Annotated in this window: 21 protein-coding genes and 1 pseudogene; 4 read left to right on the top strand and 18 right to left on the bottom strand. The window is 67.8% G+C overall.

What is annotated here, in order from left to right; genetic code table 11:
• Positions 1-34 precede the first annotated feature (34 nt).
• Together P8A20_RS07095 and P8A20_RS07090 are read right to left on the bottom strand one after the other, a co-directional pair.
• Positions 35-793, bottom strand: coding sequence for a hypothetical protein (locus P8A20_RS07095; protein ID WP_306103101.1), 759 nt, complete (start codon positions 791-793; stop codon positions 35-37).
• A 338-nt stretch (positions 794-1,131) separates the two neighbouring features.
• Complete coding sequence (locus P8A20_RS07090; protein ID WP_306103100.1) at positions 1,132-1,515, bottom strand: hypothetical protein; 384 nt, start codon at positions 1,513-1,515, stop codon at positions 1,132-1,134.
• A gap of 519 nt (positions 1,516-2,034) precedes the next feature.
• On the opposite strand from P8A20_RS07090, the pseudogene P8A20_RS38650 reads away from it, so the two are divergent.
• Positions 2,035-2,313: pseudogene (locus P8A20_RS38650) on the top strand (transposase); the annotation flags it as partial.
• 300 nt (positions 2,314-2,613) lie between these two features.
• A complete protein-coding gene (locus P8A20_RS07080) occupies positions 2,614-4,281 on the top strand; it encodes an ISAzo13 family transposase (protein ID WP_306102630.1) in 1,668 nt (555 codons plus the stop codon).
• A gap of 78 nt (positions 4,282-4,359) precedes the next feature.
• Here P8A20_RS07080 and P8A20_RS07075 read toward each other — a convergent pair whose 3' ends face one another.
• From P8A20_RS07075 to P8A20_RS07015, 13 genes are all read right to left on the bottom strand, one after another.
• Positions 4,360-5,469, bottom strand: coding sequence for a hypothetical protein (locus P8A20_RS07075; protein ID WP_306103099.1), 1,110 nt, complete (start codon positions 5,467-5,469; stop codon positions 4,360-4,362).
• Positions 5,470-5,475: 6 nt separating this feature from the next.
• A complete protein-coding gene (locus P8A20_RS07070) occupies positions 5,476-5,811 on the bottom strand; it encodes a hypothetical protein (protein ID WP_306103098.1) in 336 nt (111 codons plus the stop codon).
• A 359-nt stretch (positions 5,812-6,170) separates the two neighbouring features.
• Entirely contained in the window at positions 6,171-10,424 is a 4,254-nt protein-coding gene (locus P8A20_RS07065) for an NACHT domain-containing protein (RefSeq protein ID WP_306103097.1), read from the bottom strand.
• A 284-nt stretch (positions 10,425-10,708) separates the two neighbouring features.
• Entirely contained in the window at positions 10,709-11,473 is a 765-nt protein-coding gene (locus P8A20_RS07060) for a hypothetical protein (RefSeq protein ID WP_306103096.1), read from the bottom strand.
• A gap of 97 nt (positions 11,474-11,570) precedes the next feature.
• Positions 11,571-12,134: a hypothetical protein gene (locus P8A20_RS07055; RefSeq protein WP_306103095.1), complete on the bottom strand. Its 564-nt coding sequence runs from the start codon at positions 12,132-12,134 to the stop codon at positions 11,571-11,573.
• Positions 12,135-12,264: 130 nt separating this feature from the next.
• Entirely contained in the window at positions 12,265-12,900 is a 636-nt protein-coding gene (locus tag P8A20_RS07050) for a hypothetical protein (RefSeq protein ID WP_306103094.1), read from the bottom strand.
• A gap of 95 nt (positions 12,901-12,995) precedes the next feature.
• On the bottom strand, positions 12,996-14,501 hold the full coding sequence (locus tag P8A20_RS07045; RefSeq protein ID WP_306103093.1) for a putative type IV secretion/conjugal transfer ATPase: 1,506 nt from the start codon (positions 14,499-14,501) through the stop codon (positions 12,996-12,998).
• A 26-nt stretch (positions 14,502-14,527) separates the two neighbouring features.
• The gene (locus P8A20_RS07040) at positions 14,528-14,980 is read right to left on the bottom strand and encodes a DUF6238 family protein (RefSeq protein ID WP_306103092.1); all 453 of its coding nucleotides are present in this window, start codon (positions 14,978-14,980) and stop codon (positions 14,528-14,530) included.
• A gap of 25 nt (positions 14,981-15,005) precedes the next feature.
• A complete protein-coding gene (locus P8A20_RS07035; RefSeq protein WP_306103091.1) occupies positions 15,006-16,472 on the bottom strand; it encodes an SCO6880 family protein in 1,467 nt (488 codons plus the stop codon).
• A 135-nt stretch (positions 16,473-16,607) separates the two neighbouring features.
• Positions 16,608-18,017, bottom strand: coding sequence for an SCO6881 family protein (locus P8A20_RS07030; RefSeq protein ID WP_306103090.1), 1,410 nt, complete (start codon positions 18,015-18,017; stop codon positions 16,608-16,610).
• A gap of 28 nt (positions 18,018-18,045) precedes the next feature.
• Positions 18,046-18,726, bottom strand: coding sequence for a hypothetical protein (locus P8A20_RS07025; protein ID WP_306103089.1), 681 nt, complete (start codon positions 18,724-18,726; stop codon positions 18,046-18,048).
• Complete coding sequence (locus tag P8A20_RS07020) at positions 18,726-19,034, bottom strand: DUF6112 family protein (RefSeq protein ID WP_023421641.1); 309 nt, start codon at positions 19,032-19,034, stop codon at positions 18,726-18,728. Before P8A20_RS07020 ends, P8A20_RS07025 begins: the two co-directional genes overlap by 1 nt.
• A gap of 90 nt (positions 19,035-19,124) precedes the next feature.
• The gene (locus P8A20_RS07015) at positions 19,125-20,270 is read right to left on the bottom strand and encodes a C40 family peptidase (RefSeq protein WP_306103088.1); all 1,146 of its coding nucleotides are present in this window, start codon (positions 20,268-20,270) and stop codon (positions 19,125-19,127) included.
• Positions 20,271-20,846: 576 nt separating this feature from the next.
• Here P8A20_RS07015 and P8A20_RS07010 point away from each other — a divergent pair.
• A complete protein-coding gene (locus tag P8A20_RS07010) occupies positions 20,847-21,593 on the top strand; it encodes a DNA-methyltransferase (RefSeq protein ID WP_306103087.1) in 747 nt (248 codons plus the stop codon).
• Positions 21,594-21,690: 97 nt separating this feature from the next.
• On the opposite strand, the gene P8A20_RS07005 is transcribed toward P8A20_RS07010, so the two are convergent.
• Positions 21,691-22,014, bottom strand: a complete 324-nt coding sequence (locus P8A20_RS07005) for a DUF5655 domain-containing protein (protein ID WP_306103086.1) — start codon at positions 22,012-22,014, stop codon at positions 21,691-21,693.
• 328 nt (positions 22,015-22,342) lie between these two features.
• On the opposite strand from P8A20_RS07005, the gene P8A20_RS07000 reads away from it, so the two are divergent.
• The gene (locus P8A20_RS07000; RefSeq protein WP_306103085.1) at positions 22,343-22,711 is read left to right on the top strand and encodes a hypothetical protein; all 369 of its coding nucleotides are present in this window, start codon (positions 22,343-22,345) and stop codon (positions 22,709-22,711) included.
• Here the strand turns inward: P8A20_RS07000 and P8A20_RS06995 are convergent.
• Positions 22,692-23,482 (bottom strand): IS5 family transposase gene (locus P8A20_RS06995; RefSeq protein WP_371613338.1). Its coding sequence is split into 2 segments (ribosomal slippage): positions 22,692-23,180 and positions 23,183-23,482, totalling 789 coding nucleotides; the frame shifts between segments, so codons are not numbered across the junction. The genes P8A20_RS07000 and P8A20_RS06995 overlap by 20 nt on opposite strands.
• A gap of 83 nt (positions 23,483-23,565) precedes the next feature.
• On the bottom strand, positions 23,566-25,338 hold the full coding sequence (locus P8A20_RS06990) for a competence protein CoiA family protein (RefSeq protein ID WP_306103083.1): 1,773 nt from the start codon (positions 25,336-25,338) through the stop codon (positions 23,566-23,568).
• Positions 25,339-25,362: the final 24 nt, after the last annotated feature.

Here is a 25,362-nt window from a genome sequence, read left to right as displayed (position 1 = left end):
TGGGGGTCCTCCTGGACGTCTGAGGCGGAACGTTTCAGCGGGGTCGGCCGGCAGAACGAGGCGCGGGCGGAGGTGCTGCGGTGGCTGGCGGACTGCCGGTCGACGGCGATGTTCCGGCGCGCGGCGAGGAGGCGCGGGCCGCCCGCTGCCGGTCTGAATCGACGTTCCGGGCAGCGGACGGCACAGGAGCAGCCTCGGCACCGAGGACATCGTCGAGCAACTCCCGACTGCGCAAGACGTTGACCATCTGGTGGTGCCGGGGGTCCGTGCGCTCTGCGGGACAGGCAGCGAGACCGTCCTCGGCGACTTCCAACTGCTCACGGACGTCCTGGAGCATCCCGTACGCGGCTGCTAGTCGTGTCCACGTCTCGAAAGTCGGATTGTGATGCGGGTCGTCGAAGTCGAGACGGGCGCGAGTCCAATCGGCGGCAGAGGCGACGAGTTCGGTCAGCTCGGGCAGAGCCCCGGCCAGTGCGCCGTTGACCTCCTCGATGATGCCCGCCACCTCATCGGGCGAGGCGTCCTCGTGGAGGCGAGAGATCATTCCACGGACCGAGTACGGATCGGTGGAAGCGCTGGGCAGGTGCCTGACCTGCAGCGGCTTGTTGGAGCCCGGTGCCGCGCTGCGGTGGGCGAGCCGGATGTTGTGCTGCATGGCCGCACCGACGGCCTCGCCGATGCTGGAGTAGTACTCGGGCACGTTTGCCTCTTCGGGTGAGTGATCCTTGACGGGTGGGTCGAGCGGGCGCACCAGGTACGGGTGGCCGACGGCGAAGAGAGCCTCCGGGGTCACCGTCGGGGGGCTGAGGCGCGCGGCGGGTGACCCGACGCAGTGAGCGGCGCCGTCTGAGAAGTGGACGCCGAGGAGACCTTGGCCTGGTTCGCCGCAGGAGCAGTGGCCAGAGCGGCACCACGGTGATCACGCACGGTCTGTGCTGCGGCGTAACTCGTCGAAGCGGTGCCGACGCGGCGTAGCTCGGCCTCGGAATCGACAAGTTCAGACTGGGCCGAGCTGACGAACTCTGAGGCGAAGTCGAACCGGTCAGCGAGCGCATACGCGTCGTCGTCCAAGTCGTTGACCTGTTCGCCCGCCGCCTCCAGAGCCTCCCGGACACGCTCCAGCGCACCGTGCTAGGGGTGAAGGAGGTGGTCGACTGTGCGCCGAAGGCTGGCCTCGTCTTCGGCCGCACGAATCTGGTCCGTGATGCTGAGAAGCTCGGCTCCGGCGGCGTAGGGCCCCAGCGCATGCACCGGAGGGCTCATCCCAGCGGTGTCGAGAGAGGGCGGAAGGGCGACGTCATAGCGAGCGGCTCGAAGCATCTCGGCCGCATGGGTGGCGATGGCGACCTGCTCGGCGAGCGGAGTGGTGGTGGGAAGGCGATGGCGTCGGCCGTGCCAGTCGTCGATCTGCTTGAAACCGGCGTGGCGGAGGAGTTGCGCGGAGAGGTCATCGGTAGCGCCCTTGGCAACGACGCTGCCGCTGAACTCGGACGTGATGGTGATCGAGGTAGGCAAGGAAGCCTCCGGAGCTGGGGGAAACAAAGGACCAGGGGGGGCCGGGTCACCAGGAAGAGAATCCGGCGAATCCGGGATTTGGTCGGACCGGGGATCACTGGTAGAAAGTGGGTTCTCGATCGGCCGGTCGGCCCCGGGTGGCGGCCTGGAGCAGCTCGGTGAGGTTCTCCGGCTAGGAGGAGCCTGGTCGTCCACCACCCGGCGCGGGTGACCGTACGGGCGCCCTCATCGCCTCCCTTCCACTCCTCCTCGCTGGTTTCGCCTTCGGTGATCAGGGCTGTGTAGGCGGTGGTCAAGGTCTAGCGGCGACACCGCACGCCCCAGGGAACGGCCCGTTCGGTCCCCTCCAGGGGAGGCATCCGGTACTGCCTCGGGCTAGGCGTCGGTCTCCGCCTGCTCCTCGGCGCGCTTGGCCTTGAGGCAGGCGGCCACGTCCCGCTCGTCGCCCTCGTTGGAGGCACGCCAGCAGTCGGTGCTTCTCTGCACTTCACACGCATGGAGCGGGGATGGGTGCCGACGGAACTGAGAGCGGCGGGCCTGTTGGACATGGACGACGCAGCGGTCGACGGCTCGCATGTCGGAGCCCTCCAAGGAGGGCTCACACCGGGCCTTCGCCGGTCGACCGAGCACGTCCGGGCAGCTAGCACCACCTGATCACCGATCGGCACGGCACACCCTTGGCTGTCTCGCTGACCGGCGGCAACGGGCACGACGTCACGCAGCTGATGCCCCTGCTGGACGCCATACCTCGCATCCGTGGTTTGTGGCGGCCGGCCGCGCCACCGGCCGGCCCGACTGGCCGCTGCCTGGTTTGGGCACGGGGATCACAGCGAAGATCGCCCCGCCCCCCGCGGGGCCTCTCACGGGTCCGGCTTGGGCAGGGCCCGCTGAGGTGTCGAGCAAACCTTCACCGGGCTCCAGCAGTTCAAGCGATTCCGCATGCGCTACGAGATACGCGCTGACCTACGCTTGGGTCTCCTCGAACTCGCCTGCAGCATCATCTGCTTGCGGCGCCTCCGAACCTCATTCTGCAATGATCAGTTAGGGCGTGCAGATCATTAACTCGTAGCTTTCCGCTCGGTGTGTCGTTGGTGTGACATGAGCGGGTTAGAGAGACAACCGACTGTACTGGCAGCCAAGTTCGAGGCGATTCTGCCGCACCTCGACGAGCGGCAGCGTCGCTTGTTGATAGGGGCGGAGGCCCAGTCCCTCGGCCACGGCGGGATCAGAGCAGTCGCCCGTGCCGCCGGTGTCCGTGAGGCCACTGTGTCTGTCGGAGTGCGGGAACTCGACTCCGGAGAAGTGCCATTGGGACGCATTCGCCGGTCCGGCGCCGGCCGCAAACGCGTCGTCGACCGGAACCCGGCCGTTCGGGAAGCACTCCTCACGCTGGTCGAGCCGGACGTCCGCGGAGATCCCATGTCGCCGTTGCGCTGGACCACCAAATCCACCCGCAAGCTCGCCGAGCAGCTGACCCGGCAGGGCCACAAGATCTGTGCGGACACGGTGGGCGACCTGCTGCGCGAGGAGGGCTTCAGCCTGCAGAGCAACGCCAAGACGCTGGAAGGCAAGCAGCATCCCGACCGTGACGCACAGTTCCACTACCTCAACGAGCAGGCCCGTGATCACCAGGACTGCGGAGCTCCGGTGATCAGCGTGGACACGAAGAAGAAGGAACTGGTCGGCCCGTTCAAAAACAACGGCCGTGAATGGGAGCCGAGAGGCGAACCGGTGCGGGTCGACACCCACGACTTCCCCGACCGCGAGCTGGGCAGAGCGGTGCCCTACGGCATCTTCGACGTCGCCGCGAACACCGGCTGGGTCAACGTGGGCACCGACCACGACACCGCCGCGTTCGCCGTCGAATCGATCCGCCGCTGGTGGAACGGAGCCGGCCGGGCCGCCTACCCGACGGCCGACCGGCTCCTGATCACCGCCGATGCGGGCGGCTCCAACGGCTATCGCACCCGCACCTGGAAGACCGAACTCGCCCGGTTCGCCACCGAGGCCGGCCTGACGGTTACCGTCTGCCACCTGCCTCCCGGAACTTCGAAGTGGAACCGGATCGAGCACCGGCTGTTCTCCCACATCACCATGAACTGGCGTGGAAGGCCTCTGACCAGCCACGAAGTCATCGTCCAGAGCATCGCCGCGACCACCACGAAGACCGGCCTGACCGTTCACGCCGAACTCGACACCAACCTCTATCCCACCGGCGTCCAGGTCAGTGATGACGAACTTGCCGCCCTGCCGATCACCCGACACCGCTTCCACGGCGACTGGAACTACACCCTCCACCCGCAGCCCTCGCGGGAGGCGACGGCGATCAACAACACCCCCGACCAGGCCCAGGCGAACAGGCTGGATCACCTCACGCGGCGTTCGCTGCAGGACCCGGAACTGACCGGGATGACCCGCCAGCGGCTCAGCGAGCTCATCGACGAGCTGACTCCAGCGCTGGAGGCTCAACGCGAGGACGTGCTCCGCGCACGTCGTGGTCACGAGCGTCTGGTCGCACCGGGCACAGGTGCCAAAGCCAAGCTCACCCCAGCCGACCGGGTCCTGGCCACCGTGCTCCACCTGCGCAAACTCGCCACCATGGACCTCTTGGGCCAACTGTTCGGCGTCTCCGCCGTGACCATCTGCCGAGCGAACCAGGAAATTCGCCCACTCCTCGAAGCACACGGCCCTCGAGTCGATGCCTCCACCGCCCGCTTCCGCACACCAGCCGACATCACGACGTTCCTCGCTTCTGACCTGCTCTAGTGAAAGATCAAGAAGGCAAGTAAATGATCTGCACGCCCTTAGTTAGCTTCTCATGCGGCTCGGCCAGGGCCGGGCGGCTCACAGCAGGCTCCGTGCGAAGGGGCACCGGTGCTCTTCCTCCGCTGGCTGCACGGCTCCGCAGCGTTGGCACTTCTGCAGGTTGTCAAAGCTGGTTGCGCAGGCGAAGCAGAAGTCCACCGGGCGCTCCCGGTCAGCCGCCGTGGAGACTCCGCGGATGAGCAGGCCGTGTGGGCACAGCGGGCAGGTGTAGATGCCCTCTGGACCGTCGTACTCCTCGGCCTCCGAGTAGCATCCCAGGATGGCTGCGTTGTACTCGTGAGCCGCCTCGACCGCGTTAAATGACGCGCTGCAGAACAAGCACTCGACGTTGTAAGTGTCGTCAATGCGGTCGGTGTCCGGGCCGTCCTTGAATCCCGGCACGACCAGGGCCCACTGACCGCACAGCGGGCACTGGACGGTCATAGGCCGGACCGGTCCGAGCCGGGGCGCCAGATCCTTCATGCGCTCGCGTACGTACTCCTCGATGTAGTGGAGCCCGTCGCGGACGTGTTCCATCTCCAGCTCGGCCGCGCTGCGCTCGGGCTCTTTCAGCTCGGGGAGCAGGTGGTTGTCCACGAACGACACGAGGAAGTTCAGCACAGTGGCGGTGGTCGAGGCAACCACGGCCGCGCGTGCCTGGTCGCCGATCAGCCCCCAGTGTTGCAGAGCGTTGCGGCTGCTGGCGAGGTCCTTCAGCGCCTGCTCTTCATGGCTGGCGAAGGTGATCCCGACGATGTTCTTCAGCCGCTTCCGCGTCTGTTCCGGGGTGCAGCTGGACAGCGAGCCGTCCTCCAAGGCCGTACAGGTGGCCGCTCCGGGGTCGGTGAAGACCAGGCTCCAGTGCTCCATGTGCAGCCGGGACTTGAGGAGGACCTCGGCCCCGGCGGCCAAGTGCAGCACCGCGTACTTCAGATCCCGGGCGCTGGCCGCCCCTTCCTCGCGCTGCAGAAGCTCGACGACGCTGACAAGGTAGTCGAGACCGTTGGCGACGGGCGGGAAGTGCGCGTCGCCGGCGAACTCGACCTCGCGGACCCGGCGGATGAACGACCGCCGCACCACCCGCGGCATGTCGTCGGCCGACCGCTCGCTGTCGTCCGAGTCGTCGGCCTGTATAGGCGGATGCGTCATCGGGCGTCAGCCTTCGAGGGCCTGGCGGATGCTCGCCAGCTGGGGGTTCTGCCAGGCGGGGAGGTAGTCGGCGTGGTCCCGCCACTGCTCGCCGGCACCTGTCAGCAGGTGCCATACCCGCGTTACGCCCTCGGTGTCGCCCTGGGCGAGGAGGTACGAGACGGACTCGACGGTGCCCGGGAGGCCGTACTTGCTGGCGTTGGAGAGGCGGAAGTACCGGGCCTGCGCCTCTCCCTCCAGGGTCTCGTCGGCGAGGGCGGCCGTGTGCTCCTCGTCGACGCGTCGGCTGAGGAAGTCGTACAGCTCTCTGGCGTCCGCAGCGGTGGGGACAGTCGTGGTCACTTAGTGCACTCCTAGTCTGAGGGCAGGGCTGCTCAGGCAAGCAGACTCGTGTAAGGGAATGGTCTGGCGCCCTCGTCGGTGTCCGCGCGGTGCAGACACTTCGACAGCGTGATCGGCTGGACGGCGAAGTTGGCGGCGATTTGTTCGGTGGGCTGTTCGCATCGCTGGAACAGAGCCAGCCATGGGAGTGGCCGACTGGGTGGATAGGACGTTCGCCCCAGGCAGTCAAGATCAGTCGGCTACCGCCGGGGAGTATTCTGCGGTCCCGCCGTTGGTCGTGGCGATGTGGAGGGCGGACGCTCGCTTCCGTAAGCGCTGCCGCTCCCTGGATGGGAGCCAGCCTCCCCGAAGGTCGATTACTAACCCAAGGTGAAGCCGTCCTTCGACTTGTCTTCGTGCCAAGAGGGGATGCGCTCGTAGTAAGGCTCTAGGGTGGCGATTCGTCCGTCTGCGGTGAGGTGGCGTGCTCGGGAGCGTAGAAGCCGGCCGGGGTGGCCGTTGTGGAAGCTGCTGCGCAGGAGGTCTTTGCCGAGGAGCTCGAGCCAAACGATGGTCATCTCGTGATCTTCCAGCCACTTCTCCAGCCAGACCCGGTCAATGGTGAGTTCGTTCTGCCCTTCGCCGAAGACATTCCGTACGGCAGCGATTGGGCGGCCTTCCGCGTCGTGCCAGGCGGATTTGCCGTCCCAGCTCAGGTCGCCGGGCGCCGGGCCGAACAGGATCGGTGCGGGAGCGATCAATGAGATGCGGTTGACGGTTGAGTACTCATACTCGCCCAGGATGTCGACCGTGGTTGCGATCGTGGGGACGCCGAAAGGTTCATCGTGCTCATGCTTGTAAAGGTGTGTTTCGGCTCCGTAGTGCTGTCCAAAGGGAAACTCGCCGACGAACCCATCCCCGTACCTTGCTCCGCCCACTCGGCTGACGTCATGGCCCAGGTCCTTGGCCGTCAATTCCGACACAAGGGCGTCCAGGTCGTACTTCTTGACGAAGAGGGACACCAAATGGGCCCAGAGGGTTGGGGTGCTCTCGTCCCGCTCGCCCTCTTGCCGCCAGTCGTAGTTGCCCGCCAGGATTACCCGTGGGCCGGTGCCACCGGTGAACTCAACCGGCAGGTCTGGCAGCCCTGTGTCGTCGGCAATCCAGGCTTCGGGGGAGGGCGCCTGGTCGTAGGCATCCCAGGCGTATGCCGGTACGTAGGGCCGGGGTGGGACAACGGCGTCAGGCTCAGCGTCACAGACGGTGGGGTCCATCTGGCGTAGGCGGGTCGATTGCGGGCCGGGCGTGGCGGGCTTCGGTGGGGACCAGCGATCTCGGGCCGGGGAAACATGGTCGTTGATCTGGCCGAGCAGTCGGGCGAAAGCGATCCACTGGTACTTCTTGCCGATGCGCTCAATCCAGCTCGGCTTGCTGCGGCCGCTGCCGTAGGTGTTTAGGACGTGGCGGTCAAAGGGCGCGTGGTGGTTGGGATCGTAGCCGAGTTCAATGGCGTCCAACAGGATGCGGCGCGCCGCATCGTCGGGGTCGATGCCAAGCCGGTCTCTCAGCGCCGACTCGATGACGTAGGTCGAGAAGTCATCAGCGGTACAGCTGAAGTGGAGCTTGGGGTAGTCGCCCCGGTCTTCCTGATACCTTTCCACATCAACGGGCGACGGCCAGGTGATGGGCCATGCGCTTGGATAGGGCGGTTCCACTCGGGCGAGGTCTACATCGGCGGGGAGAGCACCTCGTTCGGCTGCTGCTTCGACAATGTGCCGGGCTTCATCGCGCAGAGCCGCGTTCAGGGGTGTTTCGTCGGCGAATACCACGTTCCACACGGCCCGTGCGGCTTCCTGCCAGTGTGTAGCCGTGCCGGAGCGCAGCAAGGCGGTGTAGGCGGCATAGCAGGCCCGCTCACTGACCCAGTCATCGACGACGTCCAGGAATTGCCTGAGCAACTCAGGCACCAGTTCCGGGTGAGCGATTAGCAGTCGTGCTGCCCCGAGGGTAGCGTCGTCACGAACGCGTCGGTCTGGGCAGCTGGTGCACCACAGTATGGCCGTCGTCCAAAGCCGGCATGTTTCGGAGCTGGTACGGCTGATGTCACGGTCCCGGGCCCATGCGATCAAACGATGCGCGGCTCCGCCCCTCTCCTTCGTTCCGTGCAGCCAAGGAACAAGGAAGGCGTCGAGTGCTGCCATCGAGCGGGCGGAAAACAGCGCGTCAAGATAATCGGCGTTGAGAAGATGACCAGAGCGGGGCGCGAGGCGGAACAGCATGTCCATGGCTTCGCCGAAGGTTTCGGATCGGCGGAGGGCAGCGTCAACACAGTCGATCGTGGCCTCGGTGATGCTCGACCCCGAGCGCCAGGGAAGGCCCGCGACGACCGCCGCGATGGCTTGCTCCTCGCCGACTTGGTCACGGAATTCTGTCAGTTCCATCCCTAGCTGCCCCAGGACCACGGAGAGAGCCTCCAGCAGCCCCGGATCGGGCTCTGTATCTATTCCTAGAAGCTGGCGTAGCGAGCCTCCGGAGAGCGCTTGGCGCACCTGCTTCTGGTTGCTGAGCTCGGACATCGCGGCAACGACGACGAGGTGATGTCCGAGCCGTTCGAAGGCCATAGCGACGACATTGCGTCGCGGTCTGGTGGCACTCGAGTCAATGTCCTCGGCCAGTAGTCCTTCGCCAACGAGGCATTCGAGGAGGGATCTGTCGGCGGTGCGCCCGGGCCAGATGTCCTGCAGCAGGGTGTGCGCACCCGTGCGGTCAATCCATGGCTGCGTTCCGCTGCCAAGTCGTTCGGCGATGGCGTGCATCGCTTGGTGGACGATTTGGTCCGCGACGGGGGCGTTCAACTGATTACTGATGCGGCGATTGATCTGGTCCAGCAGCAGGTCAACGAGTTCGTCCAGACCAATGGCGGCTTCTTCCAGTGAGAGGCGCCCTTGCTCTTTGAAGGCTTCGCACAGGAGGCGCAAGAAGAGAGGGCTGCTGAACTCTGCCTGAATGGGCGGCGCGGCTGGCGGTTCCAGGCGATAGAAGTCGGCGTACTCCCGGAGCGCTTCGTACTCCACGCCGTCGAAGCCGCGGTGCACGATCTCCGGGAGGACGAGCTCCTGGGGCAGTACCTGGGCCCGGTAATGAGAGCGGAAGGTGAGTACGACGCGCAGGTGCTCGAAGCGATTGATCTTGGTGATCAGTGTGTCGAGCTCGTCACGCCAGACTGTCCGTGGTCGAGACTCGTTGAGCGCGTCGATCACCAAGAGCACTGGGCACCCGGCGCTGTGGCCGGCTTGGTCTAGGAGGGCCAGTACGTCGTTGCCGTTGAGGTCGGCTGGCAGGCCGAGGAGTACCCGCAACTGCTCAAGGACGGGTCCGTCTCGGAAGTGGCGGCCATGCACAAACACGCTCGGACGCCCAGAGTGCAGGCGTTGAACGACGTAGTCCAGAGTGACGAACGTCTTGCCCATACCAGCTGGACTTGTCACTACGGCGGTGCGCTCCGTCCGAAGGTGTCCTGTGGGACCCATCACTCGATCGGACAGTTCAGCCAGGAATCTGTTCAGTTCGCGCAGCGCATCCATGGCAGCGGCGGGAAACGTCCCCATGTACTCGGCATTCCATTGTCGCCAGGAAGGAGTGTCCCAACCAGATTGATGCGCAGCATCCAGCCTTGCCCCCTCGGCTGTCTCCGCCCTTGAACTCGCCGCCTGGACTGCAGTGAGCGCTGCTTGCAGCACGGTAGTAGTCGCCTCAGATGGGTGTTCTCGCCACTGAATCAGCGCGTCAACCAGCTTTGCTCCAAGCGCCCGTACGGCTGGGAGTTCGGGCTCCGTGACTTCCTTCCGCCCGTCGAAAGCATTGCCTCGAAGCCTGTCGTTAAGCTTCTGCAAGCGAGTGATGTCGACGCTCACCCGGTGAGCCCATGCCCCGTCGCTGCACAGGGCTTCCAGGGCATGCTGGGTTGCCGGGATGCGCACGCTAAGCTCCGGCACGTACCGGGGACGCGCCGCTTGGACGGCTTCATCTAGACGGTCCTGCCACCATTGGGCAGCGAGGATTTCGGCGTCAAACCAGAAGCGGGTCCGCACACCGGTGGTGTCGATTTTCTTGAAGCGGGCGATCAGATTCGTAGCCCACTCGACCTCGAAGGTGACCGTCAAGTCCCGGTCGATGGCCATCTGTTTCCAGCTGTCGAGCCAGCCGCCGGTGTCGTACACCTTCTCGTGTAGCGACTTCCTTTCACGTCCGCGAGGCTTGGTGCTGCTGCGGAGCGGCTGGGTCCCCCGTTTGACCGTGGGCCCTGTGGGATCGACTGGGATAGCGATTACGTACTTTGTGAGCTGCGGGTGGACATCGAGCGCGGCCGACACCGACTTGTCGAGCTGCTGCTTGGCGACGGCGTCTCCGGTCACCCAGTACTTTGCCTGCCAGCCATGCTCCGCGCCGTCTGGAAGGGTCCAGAAGCATTCGACGCCGCCATCTCCGCCGGCGCCGTGCAGGCTGACGAAGCGGGCTCCTTCGGCTGGGCAGTCCTCTGCCGCGAGCTCGCAGACGAATTGCTCGAATCCGGAGCGTTGACCCTCAGCCCCCAGCGGCCGGATCTGAGAAAAATCGATCTCAGGCCACTTCACCGATGCCTCCTACGTTGCAGACGATCTCGCGCGCACCATTATCTCCCATGGGCACACTGCGGGTTGGTTGCCGAGCGCAACCAACCCGTCAGCACCACGACCTCGGTCGTCGGCTCCCACTCGATGCCGAGTAGCCACGGCAGGTCGGACCACGGCAGCATGCCGTAGCCGTACCCATAGGTACGTCAGGTCAGCGGGCTGGATTCACCACGCTCCAGGTCCGGCAGAACTGCGGTGACCGGCTCGACTCCGAGTCTGACCCTATCGAGGGTAGGGGAGTTGAGTCAGCGGTTACGGGAGAAGGCGATGCGGGGGTCAACCGGCCGGACCGCCGCTGTGGTGACGGCGGAGGCGGGGACCGGCGCACTGCCCGGGATACCGGCACGGGCCGGGCTGGCGGCGAGCGCGGCGGCGCTCAACGGAGACGCGCGAGCGGGACCATGGCCGCGCTCACGGCCGGCGGCCGGCGTGGCAGCAGGGCGGGGCCGGGCCGTCACTTCTTGAGCGAGGCGGGGCTGTACTGCGACCTGGAGCCCCGAACGGTGCAGGGCCACCGTGGCGTCGGCGACTTTCCCCAGCGCTTCGACGCGATCGGTGGTCGCGGGGAGCGTGTAGATGTCCAGGCTCGAGTTGTGCCGCCAGCCGTCCTCCACCAGCGCGAGCCTGCTGAGGCCGGAGACACGGTCGTCGAGGGCTGCGACGATGCCGAGCTGCGGGTGAGCGGCGAAGGCGACGTCTGGTTCGCCAATCGGACCGCGGTCGCGTACCTGTGCCGTGTCGGGCGCCAGTGCAGGGTCAAGTGCGGCGTCCACATCGACCTGGTAGCCGGCCTCGCGCAACAGCTCGATGGCCCGGCTCGTACGGCCGTGTCCGTCACGGTTTTGGTCGGCCAGCGCGTACAACGTCGGCTGGTCGGGGACGGGATGGAAGTCGAATCCCTTGAGCATCCAGGTGCTGGCCGCGAGGTTTTTCGGGTTCGCGGCGACGATGCCGTGGACGGGGTGGTGGCCGAAGGCCAGGTCGGGCAGCACGTCGTAGTGGCTGGGCATGGCAGATCCATCCGAGGCGGGTGCGGTTACAGGTGCGGGCGACGGGCGGATCAGGTCTGGGGGCGCGGTGCACGGAGGACTCCTGGATCGCGGTCGGTCAGAGCCTGGGGGCGGATGAGGGACGAGCCGGCGGCAGCGCGGCCCGCGCGGAAGACTCCGTCGGCGGACCGGTCGGGAGTACGTGCCGGCCGATCGACGGCGAAGAGGCGAGAGCGACACTCGCCCGGGATGGAGCGGAGTCGGACGGGAGCACGTTGGCGGCGCGCTCCTTGCCGGATCGTTCCTGTTCCTGGCGTGGCGGTACGCCAAGCTGGTCCAGGCGGGCGTCGACAGCGGAGAGGAGATCCGGCACGCTGCCGCCGTGGCGCGCATGCGGACCGTCTGGCTCGGAGTCGTAGATCACCTCGTAGACGGCAGGCTCGGCGGACCGGTGGCGGGTGACCATCCAGTCTTCCGGGGACTCGGGGTGCGCGGAGGGTGGCTCCTGCGGGGGCGAGATGATCAGCGAACTGCCGTCAGGAAGCTCGGCGTGGATGATGTAGTCGCTGAGGCCGTACTCGACGGTGCACTCCAGGCCGCGCTGCCCGAGCGCGGAACAGAGGTCGGCCTGAAGGCGGCGCGGATCGGACTCGGCGGTCGGGGGCGGGGTTTCGTGGTGCATGGAGTTCTCCGTTGCGAACGCCCCGTCGGACGGCGGGAGCCGCCGGGAGTGTGGAGCTTGAAGGAGTGCGGTGGTCCATGAGGATCCGGTGATCGGGTGGTTTGGTGCTGCCGTGACTGCGTGCTAGGGATCACCGCGAGCGATGGGGAGTCGGAGGATGCGATGCCTGGGGGAGCTGGGGTGAAGCGGGTGACACGGCAGGGGTGTTGTGAGTGGACCGGGTCAGGGCGACGCGCGCCCGTTCGGTCTGCGCCGGCCGTTCGGTGTCCGCCCGGTGAACTAGGTATTCGCCGACGCGCACCAACGCCGGTCCCTTGGAACCCAGTTCGTGTGCGTAGTGCCAGCCTTCGGTGTTGCGGTGCTCCTCGGCGCGCTCCTGGTAGAGGTGGAGCACGCTCGGCTGCGAACCGTCCATGAGCGCCATGACGCCGTCCCACTCGTGCCGCAGCTCCTCCGCCCGGAGCAGGGTGGTGTCGATCCCGCGCAGCCGACGGAGGTCGTCACTGATCGGTCCCTCGACGTAGTCGGCGCCGTTGGCGGCGGCGCGGACCCCGGCCAGCACCTCGGGTCCGTGGTCGAGGAACACCTCGGCGTGCTTCCACGCTTCGGCGTCTCGCTTGACCTTCCCGTCCCCGTAGACCTTGTCGTCCAGGGGCCAGCCGTCTGCGTCGCAGAGGGAGTCCGAGCCCGCGTCCCAGGCGGCGGACGCCTCGTTGATGCCGGCGGCGGCCGAGGCCAGTGCCGGGAGGTGACGTCGCCACGCCAAGGGGTCGGTGGCCTGCGCGGGCGGGTTATCACCGGAGTAAGGAGAAGTAGAAGAAGCAGACATGATCGATCCCTTTTGCTGAGCTGGTCGCTGAGTTAGGCCGCCATGCGGGCATCGGTGTCGAACAGCTCCCGCTCGGCCGGGTGGAGGATGTGCTGGGTGATGAAGGAGCGGCCGGCGACCTTCCACAGACCTCGGCCCTTGGTCAGGGCGGAGACCGCCTGGGTCTCGACGCCGGTCAGGCCGAGCAGAGATGCAGCGGCGGCGAGCTGGTCGGGCTCCTGGCGGTAGATGATGCGGGTGGAGCAGTCGGCCAGCAGGCCCTCGGCCAGGACTCGGCCGCGCGAGCCGGCGTCGCCCGCCGAGAGCAAATCTCTGAGGCGGTGGATCACCATCAGGTTCGCGATGCCCAGCCCTCGGGAGAGCTTCCACTGGCTCTGCATCCGCTCCAGCAGCCCGACGTGCCGCATCAGCCGCCACGCCTCGTCGTAGATCACCCAGCGCCGACCACCATCGGGATCACTGAGGGCTGACTCCATCCACGCGCTCGCGCACGTCATCGCGAGCACCAATGCCGTGTCGTCACCGGAGCCGCCGAGACGGGAGAGATCGATGGACAGCATCGGTGTGGTCGGGTCGAACGACACGGTGCTCGGCGCGTCGAACATGCCGCTCAAGTCGCCGTGCACGAGACGTCGCAAGGCATGGGCGAGGTCCTGGGCGGCTGAACCGAGGTGCCCCGCCTGGTGGCCGAGGGCCTGGTCGAGGCGCTCGGGGGAGCCGAGTACGTGGGCGATCTCGCCGAGCAGCGGCACCGTGCCCCGGGCGGCGGCGTCAGCGACGACCAGATCCAGGGCCAGGTCGAGGGCGGTGTGCTCCATCGGCAGCAGGTCGCGCTTCAGCACGGTGCGGGCGAGGCTGGCCAGCAGCAGCAGACGGCGCTTGCGAACCTCCGTGAACCAGTCCTCCTCGCGCACGGAGGCGGGGCGGGCCGGGGCGTCCAGCGGGTTCAATCGGCCGGGGAGCCCCGGGCCCAGGGCGATGCTGTATCCGCCGAGGGCTTGCGAGACAGCGGTCCACTCGCCCTTGGGATCGCAGGGGATGTAGATGCGGTAGCCGTGGGCGATCGACCGGGTGGCGATGGACTTCGCCAGCGCCGACTTGCCCATGCCGATGATCCCGGCCAGGACCGCGTTGGGGTTGGTGAAGCCCTCCACCCTGCCGCTGTTGTAGAGCGAGAAGGGGTCGAAGCAGAAAGCTGCTTCCGCGTGCACATCGCGGCCGATGAACACTCCCTCGGCGCCCAGGCCGCCCTCGGCCACGAACGGGTATGCGCCGCTGGCTGTGGCGGTGGTCATCCGGTGGGCGGGCAGGGCGAGCTTGCCGCCGCGGGCGGAGGCCGGACCGGGGCGACCGGCGAGCGGGTAGGTGGGCCGCAGATCCGGGTCGAGGGTCTGCTCGGCGCGGTGCTTGGGCGGGTTTCCGGCGAGGCGTGCCTGGCGGCTGGCTTCGGTGAAACCGGCTCGGGCGGCCCGCTGCTCGGCGCGTGTCGTCTTACGGGGCACGAACAGAGGGCAGGCGCTGGCGCGAATACGAGGCATGAGCGTTTCTCCAGGTGAGGGGTGGGTCAGCGGCGGACGAGGCCGGTGAACGGAGCGTGCAGGTCGGCCGGGGTGGTGCGCCGCCGCACGAGATGAGCGGTGCGCTGGTGGCGCTGGCAGATGGTCAGTTCCGGTGCTCCCTCGGGAAGGCCGGCCTGGCACGCCTCCGGTGCGGGGAGCTCGCCGGACTCCGGCCGGGGCGCCGCGTGGTAGGCGGCGTGGAGGTGCTCGGCGGCCTGCCAGATGCGGGTGCGGGCGGTACGGAGCTGGTCGCCCTCGACCGCAACGAGCTGCCCGGTGCGACCGGCGTGGGCGTCGAGCAGCCCGTACAGCGAGACGAGGTGGGCGTGCAGGGCGTCCAGCTCGGCCCGGGTGGTGACCAGCGGGCCGCCCGGGATGTTGAGTGCCCGGTGGAAGTCGAGCGCGGCGGTGGCGAAGGGCACGAAGTCCTGCGCGGTGGGGCTGGCGGTGCGGGACATGAGGGTGGTCTTTCGAAGGGAAGGGTCAGGCAGCAAGCGCGAGCGGCAGGGCGGCGGCGGTGAACGCCTCGGCCTGCTGCCAGGTCAGCGGCCGGAGATCGAGCTGGGCGCCGACAGCGGCGGTCTCCACGACGGCGCAGGCGGTGCGCAGCTCGTCCTCGGTGTTGGCCGAGACGGTCAGCAGACCGGTCAGGGCGACGTCGGCGTGCCCGGCGATGAGCTGGCGTTCGCGGGACTTGATGTCCTGGTACTCGATCGAGTCCGCCTCGGAGTCGACCTGGCCGCGCCGGGCCCGTTCGGCGGCGTCGGCGATCACGCTGGACTTCTTGCGCTGCACGTCGCGCAGGGCGGCGTCGAGGTTCTTCGGCTCGTAGGAGAGCGACAGCGTGCGCCGGACGCCGCCGGTGAAGAGGAGCTGGTGCAGGAAGCCGGCGCTGGTCTCGGTGCGCGGCCAGTTCTCCACCCAGTAGGTGGCGTGCACGGCGGAGTCGGTGGCGATGTGGTCCGCTTTCTCGACGACCACGACGGGGCCGGCGGCGGCGGGCTCGGCCTCGGGGCGACCGGCCGTGGACCAGCGGTCGAGTGTCGCCAGCGTCTTTGGGTCGTAGGAGGTGCGCACCACGGCGGCGATCTCGCGGGCGGTGAGCCAGCCCGTCGGGGTGAGACCGGCGGTCCGCGCCGCCTGGTCGAACGTGGAGGTGAGCTGGGCGAGGACGCTGAAGGCACCGGTGAGACCGCCGCCAGCCTGGTTGATCAGCCGGCGGGCCGCCTTGGGGTCCAGGGACACCGCGACGTACGCCTCGTGCGGGGCGGCTGCGGGGCCGGCGCTCTGGATCAGCTCGTTGTAGATCGCGCCGGCCATCGAGGTGTCGGGTCGGCCGTGCTCTTCCCAGTAGCGGCGCAGCGCGTCGCCGGAGTCGGGGATGGTGCGCTCGATCACCTGGATGCGGGCGATCTGCCCGGTACGGGCGAGGGCTGCCAGAGCGCGTCCCCAGCCGCCGACGTTGGCCTGCTGGGTGCCCGGGTCCAGCAGGGCGTAGGCGCGGGAGGAGACCTTGACCGCCGCGGTCAGCGTCCCGGTGTGCGGGTTGTGGACCGCGCCGTACTTGCCATCGGGAGCAGTGGTCACGCGCAGGCTGGCAGCGGTGCCGGGGAGGTGGAGCAGTCCCTCGCGAGTCGGCCGGCGGGAGGGCCGGGTGAGCCAGACGAGCTGGCCTCGCATTCGGCGCAGCGCGTATCGGACGACTATCGGGGCCCAGTCCGCCAGAGCACGGCCTCGGTGGCGGACGAAGACGAGCAGGGCGATCACGGCCCACAGCGGGATGAGCTGGAGGGCGCCGACCACACCGCGGGCGAGGATCACGGCGAGCAGGAGGAGGCCGGTGAGTCCGGCGACGGTCAACTGCGGGACGGTCAGGCCGAGCAGGACGCCGCGCCTGCTGCGGTGCGGGAACTTCACGGTGGGCGTGGAGGACTGGTGCTTGCCGGACATGGTGGTTCCAGACGGTGAGAGCGGGCGGAGGACGGGATGCGCGGCGCTCTTCTGGACGTCATGGCGAAACCTTCCTGCTGGTGGGGAGGCGGGGGCGGGCCGCGGAGCGCGGCCCGCCCCCGGGGATGTGGTGGGTCAGGGGCCCGACGGCGGCTGGGTGGGATACACCCAGTTCGTCGGTGTCGGAGAGCCGGTGGCCGACGGTCCGGACGCGGACGCCGGAGTACCCGATGGCGAAGGGGCGGGACCGATTGGCGGCATGGAGGTCATGTCGCCGCCCGGAGCCGATGCGGCTGCGAGGTGACCGGAGCCGCCCGCAACGCCTTGGGCAGTTGATTCGGACCCTTCCGGTTCGTCCTCGCCAGGACGTGTGATCAGCGGCGGGATCCCGGGGCGCCGGATCAGAGCCCGGCCCTTGTCGCCGCTCGCGTTCGGGTCTTCGCCGTACCGGAAGCGGGTTTGCTGCTTGGGCGGGCCGGCATCGATGCCCTCCTTGCTGAGGTTGCCGCCGGAGGGGTTGATGCCGGAGGCGACGCCATCGGTGCCCGCGCCCGGGACCTGGTTCGGACCCTGCGGAGCGGGGGCGCCGGTGCTGGCCCGCAGTGCGAGGCTGCCTGCGGTCTTCGCGGCTCCTGCGGCGACCGCCATGCCGGCGACGCCGGTGCGGTGCATGTCGTCATGGCCGCCGCCGTCGCTGGCCCAGTGGACGAACTTGTACGTCGCGTAGGGGCAGAGCAGGACCAGGACCATCACGACGATGCCGGCCATCGCATCGGACAGGGCCGCCATTCCGTCGCTGGCGTCGGTCTTGCCCATGGCGGAGACGCCGATGAGGAAGACGACGGTCATCAACAGCTTGGAGACGATCAGGGTGCCGGTGGCCTCGATCCAGCCGCGCCGCCACCGCTTGGCGACTTCCCAGCCGCCGCCCGCCCCGGCGAACACCGCGAGCGCGACCATGATCAGGACACCGACCTTGCGGGCCACCATCACGCCCCAGTAGAGGAAGGCACCGATCGCGCACCCGAAGGCGACCAGCGCGGGCACACCCCAGCCGAGGCCGTACATGGCCCCCATCTGATCGACCTTGATCACACGGCGGATCGCGTCGTCGATCGAGGTGTTGGCGGCTTTGAAGAGGCCGTCGGACAGCGCGTCAACCACGGTGATGGCGACGGTGGTGAAGGCGATGGCGGAGAAGCTGAACAGGACTCCGGTCATGGTGCCGAACGCCGCCTTGGCCAGGGCACGTTCGTCGCGGCGCCAGGCCGCGGTCATGAGCTGGATGCAGAAGATGCCGACGGTCAGAGCGAGGCCGATGGGCAGCAGCAACTCGTAGTTGTCCCGGAACCACCCGGCGTTGAGGTCGATGGCCGTCGTCTTGTTGACGGCCTTGGCGGCCAGGTCGGCCGCGCTGGACGCCAGCTCGCCCGCCGACTTCGCGATCCACGCGCCGAGACCGTCGGTGACGGTGCCGGCGGGGTTGGTGGCGAAGTCGACGGCGCCGCACACCTTTTCCATCAGCGGGAAGTCGCAGACTCCCATGGGTCGTAACTCCGTTCTGGGGCGAGGGTCAGGGCGCGACGGACGGCATGACGCCGACCAGGGCGCAGGGGTGGTCGGGCCGGCACTGGACCGCGAGGGTGGTGGAACGGCTCTCCGCGCCGCCGGCGGGTGAGCCCTTCCAGCGAATCGATTGCTTGCCGGAGACCGTGACGGCGTAGACGTACGCCTGGGTGATCGCCCCGGGGTCGTCCTGGAGGGCCTGGGTAAAGGCATGCGGGAAGTGCCCCTCGTTGATCTTGGCGGTGGCGACCTGCTTGTTGGCGGCCATCTCCCTCCACAGCACGGCCGAGGGGACCGCCTGGTCGACGGAGGCCGGATCGGCGTACTTCGACTCCGTGGTCAGCCAGCCGCGCAGCGCCTTGCGCAGCTCGGGCTGCGAGTACGCGCGGGTGTCGTACGACCACAGCGCTGCTGCGGCGGCCTTCCCGTACGTGATCGGGTCGTGGGTTTTCGGCGGAACGGGCAGAGCGCGGGGCCGGGTGTGCGGCCCGGACGGTGCCGCGGGCGACGAGGACGCCGTGGGCGAACTCGGCGGTGGCGCCGCAGTATCGGAGGGGCTTCGGCCCTCGCGGGTGAGGTAAGCAGCCAGGCCGGCGAGGGCGACGAGCACCGCCAGGACGGCAGTGCCGAGCAGCGCCCGGCGGCGCACGCGAGCTGCGCCGCCGGGGTGGGTGGAGTGCTGAGCCATCAGTGGACCTGCGTCCCGAGCGTCGAGAAGAACGCCACCACGCCGTTGGCCGCACCGAGCAGAAGGGCCGCGCCGGCGCTGACCAGCACGCCCTTCTTCCCGTTCGCCTCGGCCTGGTGACCACCCGAGTGGTGACCCCAGGCCCACACGCCCGCACTGACGGCGAGGGCGCCGACCACGGCGATGAGCCCGAAGAGGTTGATCGAGCCCATTACCTGCTTGAGGACGTTGAGGCCCGGGAGCCCTCCCTCGTTCGGCTTGATTCCGGGGTCGTAGGCGAGCTGTATGACCTGGTCAGCGAGATACATGGGAACTCCAGTTCGGAATGAACGCACGACGAAGCCCGGCGGGGCGAACCAGCGGTGCGAGGGGGAGGTGAGGAGGGAGAGGAGCGCCGGTCAGACGACTCGGCGGGCCGCGAGAATCCGCGATTTCCAGGACGCGACGGTGGTGATCCGTACAACGTCACCGGTGTGCGGGGCGTGGACGATCAGACCCTGCCCGATCGCCATCCCGACGTGTTCCGGTACGGCGGCCGTCCCCTCGGTGAAGAGGAGGTCGCCCGGCTTGACGGCATCGACCGAGACGGCCTTGCCGTCCTTGACCTGCGTGTACGTGGTCCGCGTCAGGGTGACCCCGGCGGCCTTGTACGCGCCCTGCATCAGGGAGGAGCAGTCGCAGCGGCCCATCGGGTTCTTGCCGTGGGAGTCGGTGCACGTGCCGCCCCACTGATACGGGGTGCCGAGCTGGCCGAGCGCCCACCGGATCGCCGTCTGCACCTTCGGCGGCGCGGAGGCGGGAATCTTGTACTCGTCCGGCAGCGTGCCCGCCGGGATGGTGCCGAAGTCCGTCCCGTCGCCGTCCGCCGAACAACCCCCCGCAGAATCGGGAGAGAGGCTGCCGGTGTCGGCGGAGCCGGACGGCGACGGGCTCGGCGATGCACCGCCGGCCTTCTGCAGCAGGGGCTCGATGGCCTTCTGCAGGGCGGTGGCCAGCGGCTCCCATTTGGCGTACGCCTCCGGGAAGCCCGACTTCTGCACCGCCTGGGCGGCCTGGGTGACAGAGAGGGACTGCCAGCCGGAGACCTTCTTGAGCCCCTCGTAGAACTTTGTCGAGGCGTGCACCGAGTCGAGGATCTGGCTGGCCGTGCCCCAGCCCATCGACGGCCGCTGCTGGAAGAGACCCAGCGAATCGCGGTCGCCGTACGTCAGGTTCCGCAGGCCGCTCTCCTGCAGCGCGGTCGCCAGGGCGACGACCTGCCCTCGGGCGGGGATGCTCATCGCGACGCCCGTGGCCTGGATCGTCTTGGCGTTGGGCACCTGATCGGCAGGCGCGTCCAGGCCCGGCACGGAGACCGAGCCCTTGTCGCCGCCGTCCAGGATGACCTTCACCTGCTTGGCGACGGCGGAGGCGTCCACACCCTGTGCACCGTCGGTCGAGCACGAAGCCGAGGCGGTCCCGGCACCGATGCCAAGGATCGGCAGTGCCAGCAGGAGTGGTCCGGTGGCGCACAGACCGACGAGGGCTCCCGTCGTCTTCTTCACGGCCGCCGCCGTTCATCACGACGGCGGTGCGGACCAGGCGACGGAGGTGGGTCGGGGCGCGGGTGTGTCAGGGCATGCTGCATCGCAGCGGCTCCTCGGTGTTCGTTGGAGGCGTGGTGCCGACTTCTCGTGCAAAGCCGTCGGCACCGCGCCGATGTGCATCCGCCTCTCGGCGGGCCCGGGTCAGAGGAGTTGGTAGCTCCGGGACGCCGGTTTCAGGTCACGCGCAGCATCCAGCCGCGCTCGTAATCTCAGGCAGTGCACAGGAGCCTCCTCACGGCGCTCGCGGGCAGATGGGCAACATGCCTCCGACGCTGCTCGATTGGACGAGACGGCACGGATAAGCACAGCTCAACGGGGGTGGAGCAGTGCTCCTTCCCGGTGGCACGGCGAGACAGTAGACCGGGATTCCGGCCGCACCAAACGACTGCCATCCAGGGGCCTGAAGCAGGGAGCCACCTCGTTAGGCGCGGCCGGAATTCGCCGTTAATCTCCGCTGCAACCTCGCACCGGATGCACGCCGTTGAGCGCTGCCCGGAGCGGGTCCAGACTCCGCCGCGCCCGAAAAGAGGCCCCATGAGCTACACGCTGCACCGAGGCGACGCCCTGACTGTCCTGAAGTCCCTCCCGGACGAGAGCGTCCAGGCGGTGATCACCGATCCGCCGTACAACTCCGGAGGCCGCACCAGCTCCGATCGAACCGGCCGTACCGCCCGCGCCAAGTACGTCACGAGCAACTCGGCGCACGACCTCGCCAACTTCCCGGGTGAGAACCGCGACCAGCGCTCCTATCGCTCCTGGCTCACCGAACTTCTCACCGAGGCGTACCGGGCCTCGACCGAGCACGCGGTCGCCATGGTCTTCACCGACTGGCGACAGGAGCCGACCACCTCCGACGCCCTGCAGATGGCGGGATGGACCTGGAGCGGCACGATTCCGTGGATCAAGCCGTCCAGCCGGCCCCGCAAGGGCGGGCCGAAGCAGGACTCGGAGTTCATCATCTGGGGCGTCAAGGGCTCCCTCGACAACACCCGCGACCTCTACCTGCCGGGGCACTACATCGCCTCCCAGCCCCGCAAGGGCCGGGTTCACATCACCCAGAAGCCGGTCGAGGTCATGCAGCAGCTCGTCCAGGTCTGCCCCGAGGGTGACACCGTCCTTGACCCGTTCACCGGCAGCGGCTCCACCGGGGTCGCGGCCCTGCGCGAGGGACGCCGCTTCGTGGGCGTCGAGCTGTCCGCGCACTACGCCGACGTTGCCGAGGAGCGGCTGCGGGCCGAACTGACGAAGGACGACTTCGAGCTGGCCGGACCGGAGGCATGAGCGTGAGAGCGGAGAGGCCGGGGCCGGCGGCCCACAGACGCCAAAGGGGCGGCTGGAGCATCGACTAACCGATGCTCCAGCCGCCCCTCCTGTTACGTCAGGCCGCCTCGAATGCCCGCCGGATCAGCGGCGCCGCCTTCTCCAAGTCGGCTGCCGAGACGACGCGAACCTCCAGGTCGCCGGTCCCGAGGTGCCCGATGCCGCGCATGTTCCGGGTGAAGTCCTCCTCCAGCTCGACCGAGTCCGGGTCGAGTCTGAGGTACACCAGGATCGCCTCGTGCTTCGGACGGAAGATCACCGATGCCTCGTTCACCAACCGCCGGTAGGCGATGTAGTGCCGTAGCGGCGCCACCTCCACCTCGCCCCACGCCGTGAGCGCCTCGTCCAGATCCGCGTACAAGCCACGCAGAAACTTCGGCACCGCCCCGCCATCCGCAGCGAAGAATCCGCCGGAACCGTCAGAACGCGGTCGACCGCCGTAACCCGCTCCGGCCTCGGCGAGACGAGGCAGCACTTGGGAAGCCGGTCACGGAATCCACGAGCAACAGCCCCAGAAGGCCACCGTCGAAGATCCGGTAGCGCACCAGGTCGATCCGCTCGGGCAGCCTCTGCACGGCCATCAGGATCGGTTCATGCGAACGTCACCGCAGTTCTGAGTGCTGGTGCAGTGCCATTCGCCAGTGCATGAAGAGCGCTGAGGGCCGGGGAACTGGACGATCCAGGATGAAGAGGACCTGCGGGTAGAGCGAATGAGGCCGGACGCCTCCGTGTGCGGCTATCAGCGTGGACAGGAGCGGCTTGTCGTCTCTCGTCTCGCGGTCGGCCTCGACGAGTACGGCAACCTTGTCGTCGGGGTGGAGAGCAGCGAGGGGAGCCCCTATCTTCCGAGACAGTCCGCCCCATGTTGTCGTGCGCCCCGCGCGGGCGTTCTGCCGGAGCGCTACGCGGACGGCGACGGCGTGGCCGCGTATCTGCTTCAGGGTAAGGCGATCGCTGAGCTCAGTCAGGTGCTGCTGCCACCGCGTGATGTCGCCGTACTCGGCAGATGCAAGATCCGCGCCAACCTCTTCGGCGAGCTCCTTAGAGCTCGTAACACGATCATGATCGGGCCTTCTTGAGACGTCTCCAGCAGATGAGGCTGCAGGCGAGGGAGACGAAGGCGTCGTGGAGTTCGGTGCGGCGTTCCCAGCGGATGGCGAGGCGTTTGAAGTGGTGGAGCAGGGCGAAGGTCTGCTCGACGACGTAGCGGAGTTTGCCCAGGCCCTTGATGTTGGGTGAGCCCTTGCGGGAGATGACGGGCAGGATCCTTCGGTGACGGAGCTCGTCGCGGTTGGGGTTGGAGTCGTATCCCTTGTCGCCGAGCAGGGCGTCGGGCCGTCTGCGGGGCCGGCCGGGGCGGCCTGCGACGGGTGGGATGCCGTCGACCAGGGCGAGGGTCTGGGTGACGTCGTTGACGTTGGCCGCGGTCGTGATGACCTTGAGCGGGGTGCCGCGTCCGTCGCAGATCAGGTGGTGCTTGCTGCCTGTCTTCCGCCGGTCGACCGGCGACGGACCGGTGTCGGCGCCCCCTTTTTCGCGCGAATGTGGGAACCATCCACGCACGCCCGCGACCAGTCGAGCTCGCCGGCCGCGTTCAGCTCGGCCAGCAGGACCCGGTGCAGCCGGTCGAAAACCCCTGCCTTCTGCCACCGGTCCAGTCGCCGCCAGCACGTCTGCCCCGAACCGAACCCCAGCTCCAGCGGTAGGAGTTGCCAGGCTATGTCGTTGTAGAGCACGAACAGGATGCCCTGCAGGCAGAGCCGATCCGGCACCGGCCTCGGCCCCGGAGACCGATCCGGCCACGGCGGCAGCAACGGCTCGATCAATGCCCACAACTCATCGTCCACGATCCACGGTCGAGTACCCACACCGTCACGAACGGCGGAATCGTCACACCGGTTACGCCCCACCAGCACACTTCAGCAAGATCGTGTTACGAGCTCTTAGCGTCCCGGAGAATCCGACGCAATTCATCGGCATGGAGGTCGTCGCCGTCCCGGTTGAGAGCGTCGACTAGGGCAGACAGCCTCTCCCAGGTGTCGTACAACGCGTCAGCACGTTGATCTACCAGCCAGTCGGTGAGCGCGTTCAGGACTTCGTGCGTATCAGTCGATGGCGCTTTTTGCTCCGCAAGCCACAAGCTGCGCTCGAGGGTATCGAGGTCCGTGCTCCGCTTTGCCTCATGGGCAATGTCAAGCAGTGCGTCGAAGGCGGGGTCACCCTTGATCGGGGTGGTCTTGGTATGCGCGGGGGGTCGGTGCTCCCGCGCGAGGACGGGCGAAGGGGCAGGCAAGGAGGCCAGCATCGCCCGACGTTCCGATCCGTAGGCCGCGAGTACGCGGCGGCGCTCACGGAGCCAAATGTCGAGCAGATCGCTGCTGGAGAAGTCTCTCGTCCAGCCGATACCGTGCAGCACCTCTCGGAAGAATGGTGCAGGGCCTCCGTCGCGTCCCTTGATCAAGGCGCACAGAACGGGCTTGCCCGGTGTCCGGGGCTGCTCCACTGCCAGGAGCAACCTGACCCATTGCTCCGCTGAGAGGACACGGTCTTGGAGTGCCGCTTCCCTGCACAGAGTTGTCGTTGTCACGACCTTGCCGTTGCTTGCCGCATTCTCCATCGTGGCTCGGAAGGATGCGACGAGATTGGCTTCTGGAGGCAGCGCTTGTCGCTCGGCCGACGGGCTGGGCGGTGCGGCGGGGGAGGATGTGCTGGCTCTCGGACGGGCGTGAACAGGTGCTTGCGCCTGCTCCAAGGACTGGGCTTGGACCACCCACGTGCCGTCTCCGTCGATGGAGAGCGACACGTTCGTCGGCTGATAGGTGTGCTGTCCTTCGGGTGAAGCGGCACGTGCGGGGAGTGACAGACGGGCTGTGACGCGCAGGGTGGTGTCGAACCAGCGATGGGTGGCGGTGGTGTGTGTCGGGGTGGCTTCGGTGATGAGGAAAGAAGTGGAGGAAATTCCGAGGCGGGGCTCTGAGTTAACGGCATGTCGGGGCACTATGCCGTCCGGCATGCGGATAAGACCCGGAGTGAGAATTCCGTCAGGAGTGAGCGTGCACTCTGAGAGCGACGTCCACTCCACCGGCATCTCGGGGAACTGTGCCCCGACCTCCACCACTCGGGACGCCCCGGCTGACCGGCACTGCACGCGAAGGGCGTATCCCTGTCGTTCCATCTGCCAGTTGGCGACGAGACTGTCCGGTCCGAAAAACCAGTCGAGGTTGACGTGCCTGAGCCGCAGCTTTGCGTCCTCATCCTCCCATTCATGCTTTGACCGCCTGGCGAGTTGAACGCGTACGAGCCGGCGTCCGCCATCGTGCGACACATCGACGACATCACGGACTTGGTGTCCATGGGGCTTGTAGGCGGGACGGGAGGCCTTTCGGCCCTGTTGCTTCAGCCAGTCCGCGATGGCCTGCCCGATGTAGAGGTGATCGGCACTGCTCTCACCGACCTCCGTACGGTGGCAGTGCACAGGGGGTCGGTGAGCGAAGTGACACTTCTTGTCCATGTACCGCTTCGGGGACAACTTGGCGCCACAGCCGCCGAGCAGAACGCCGCAGTAGAAGTCATCACGTGTCCGGCCGCGCATGAACCGGTCGAAGTTGTCATGTGCGTAGGGCAGGAACACTGGCTGATCCGACTCGGCCCCGTAGGTGACCGCGGTCTGCACCTTACGGGTGTCGTCTGCTTCGGAGTACGGCATGGGCTCTCCTACGACGGGTCAGGG

The organism is Streptomyces sp. Alt3 (assembly GCF_030719215.1).
Classification (GTDB): Bacteria; Actinomycetota; Actinomycetes; order Streptomycetales; family Streptomycetaceae; genus Streptomyces; species Streptomyces glycanivorans.
The sequence above is the reverse complement of the archived record's forward strand: the minus strand, read 5'-3'. Positions and strand labels throughout refer to the sequence as shown.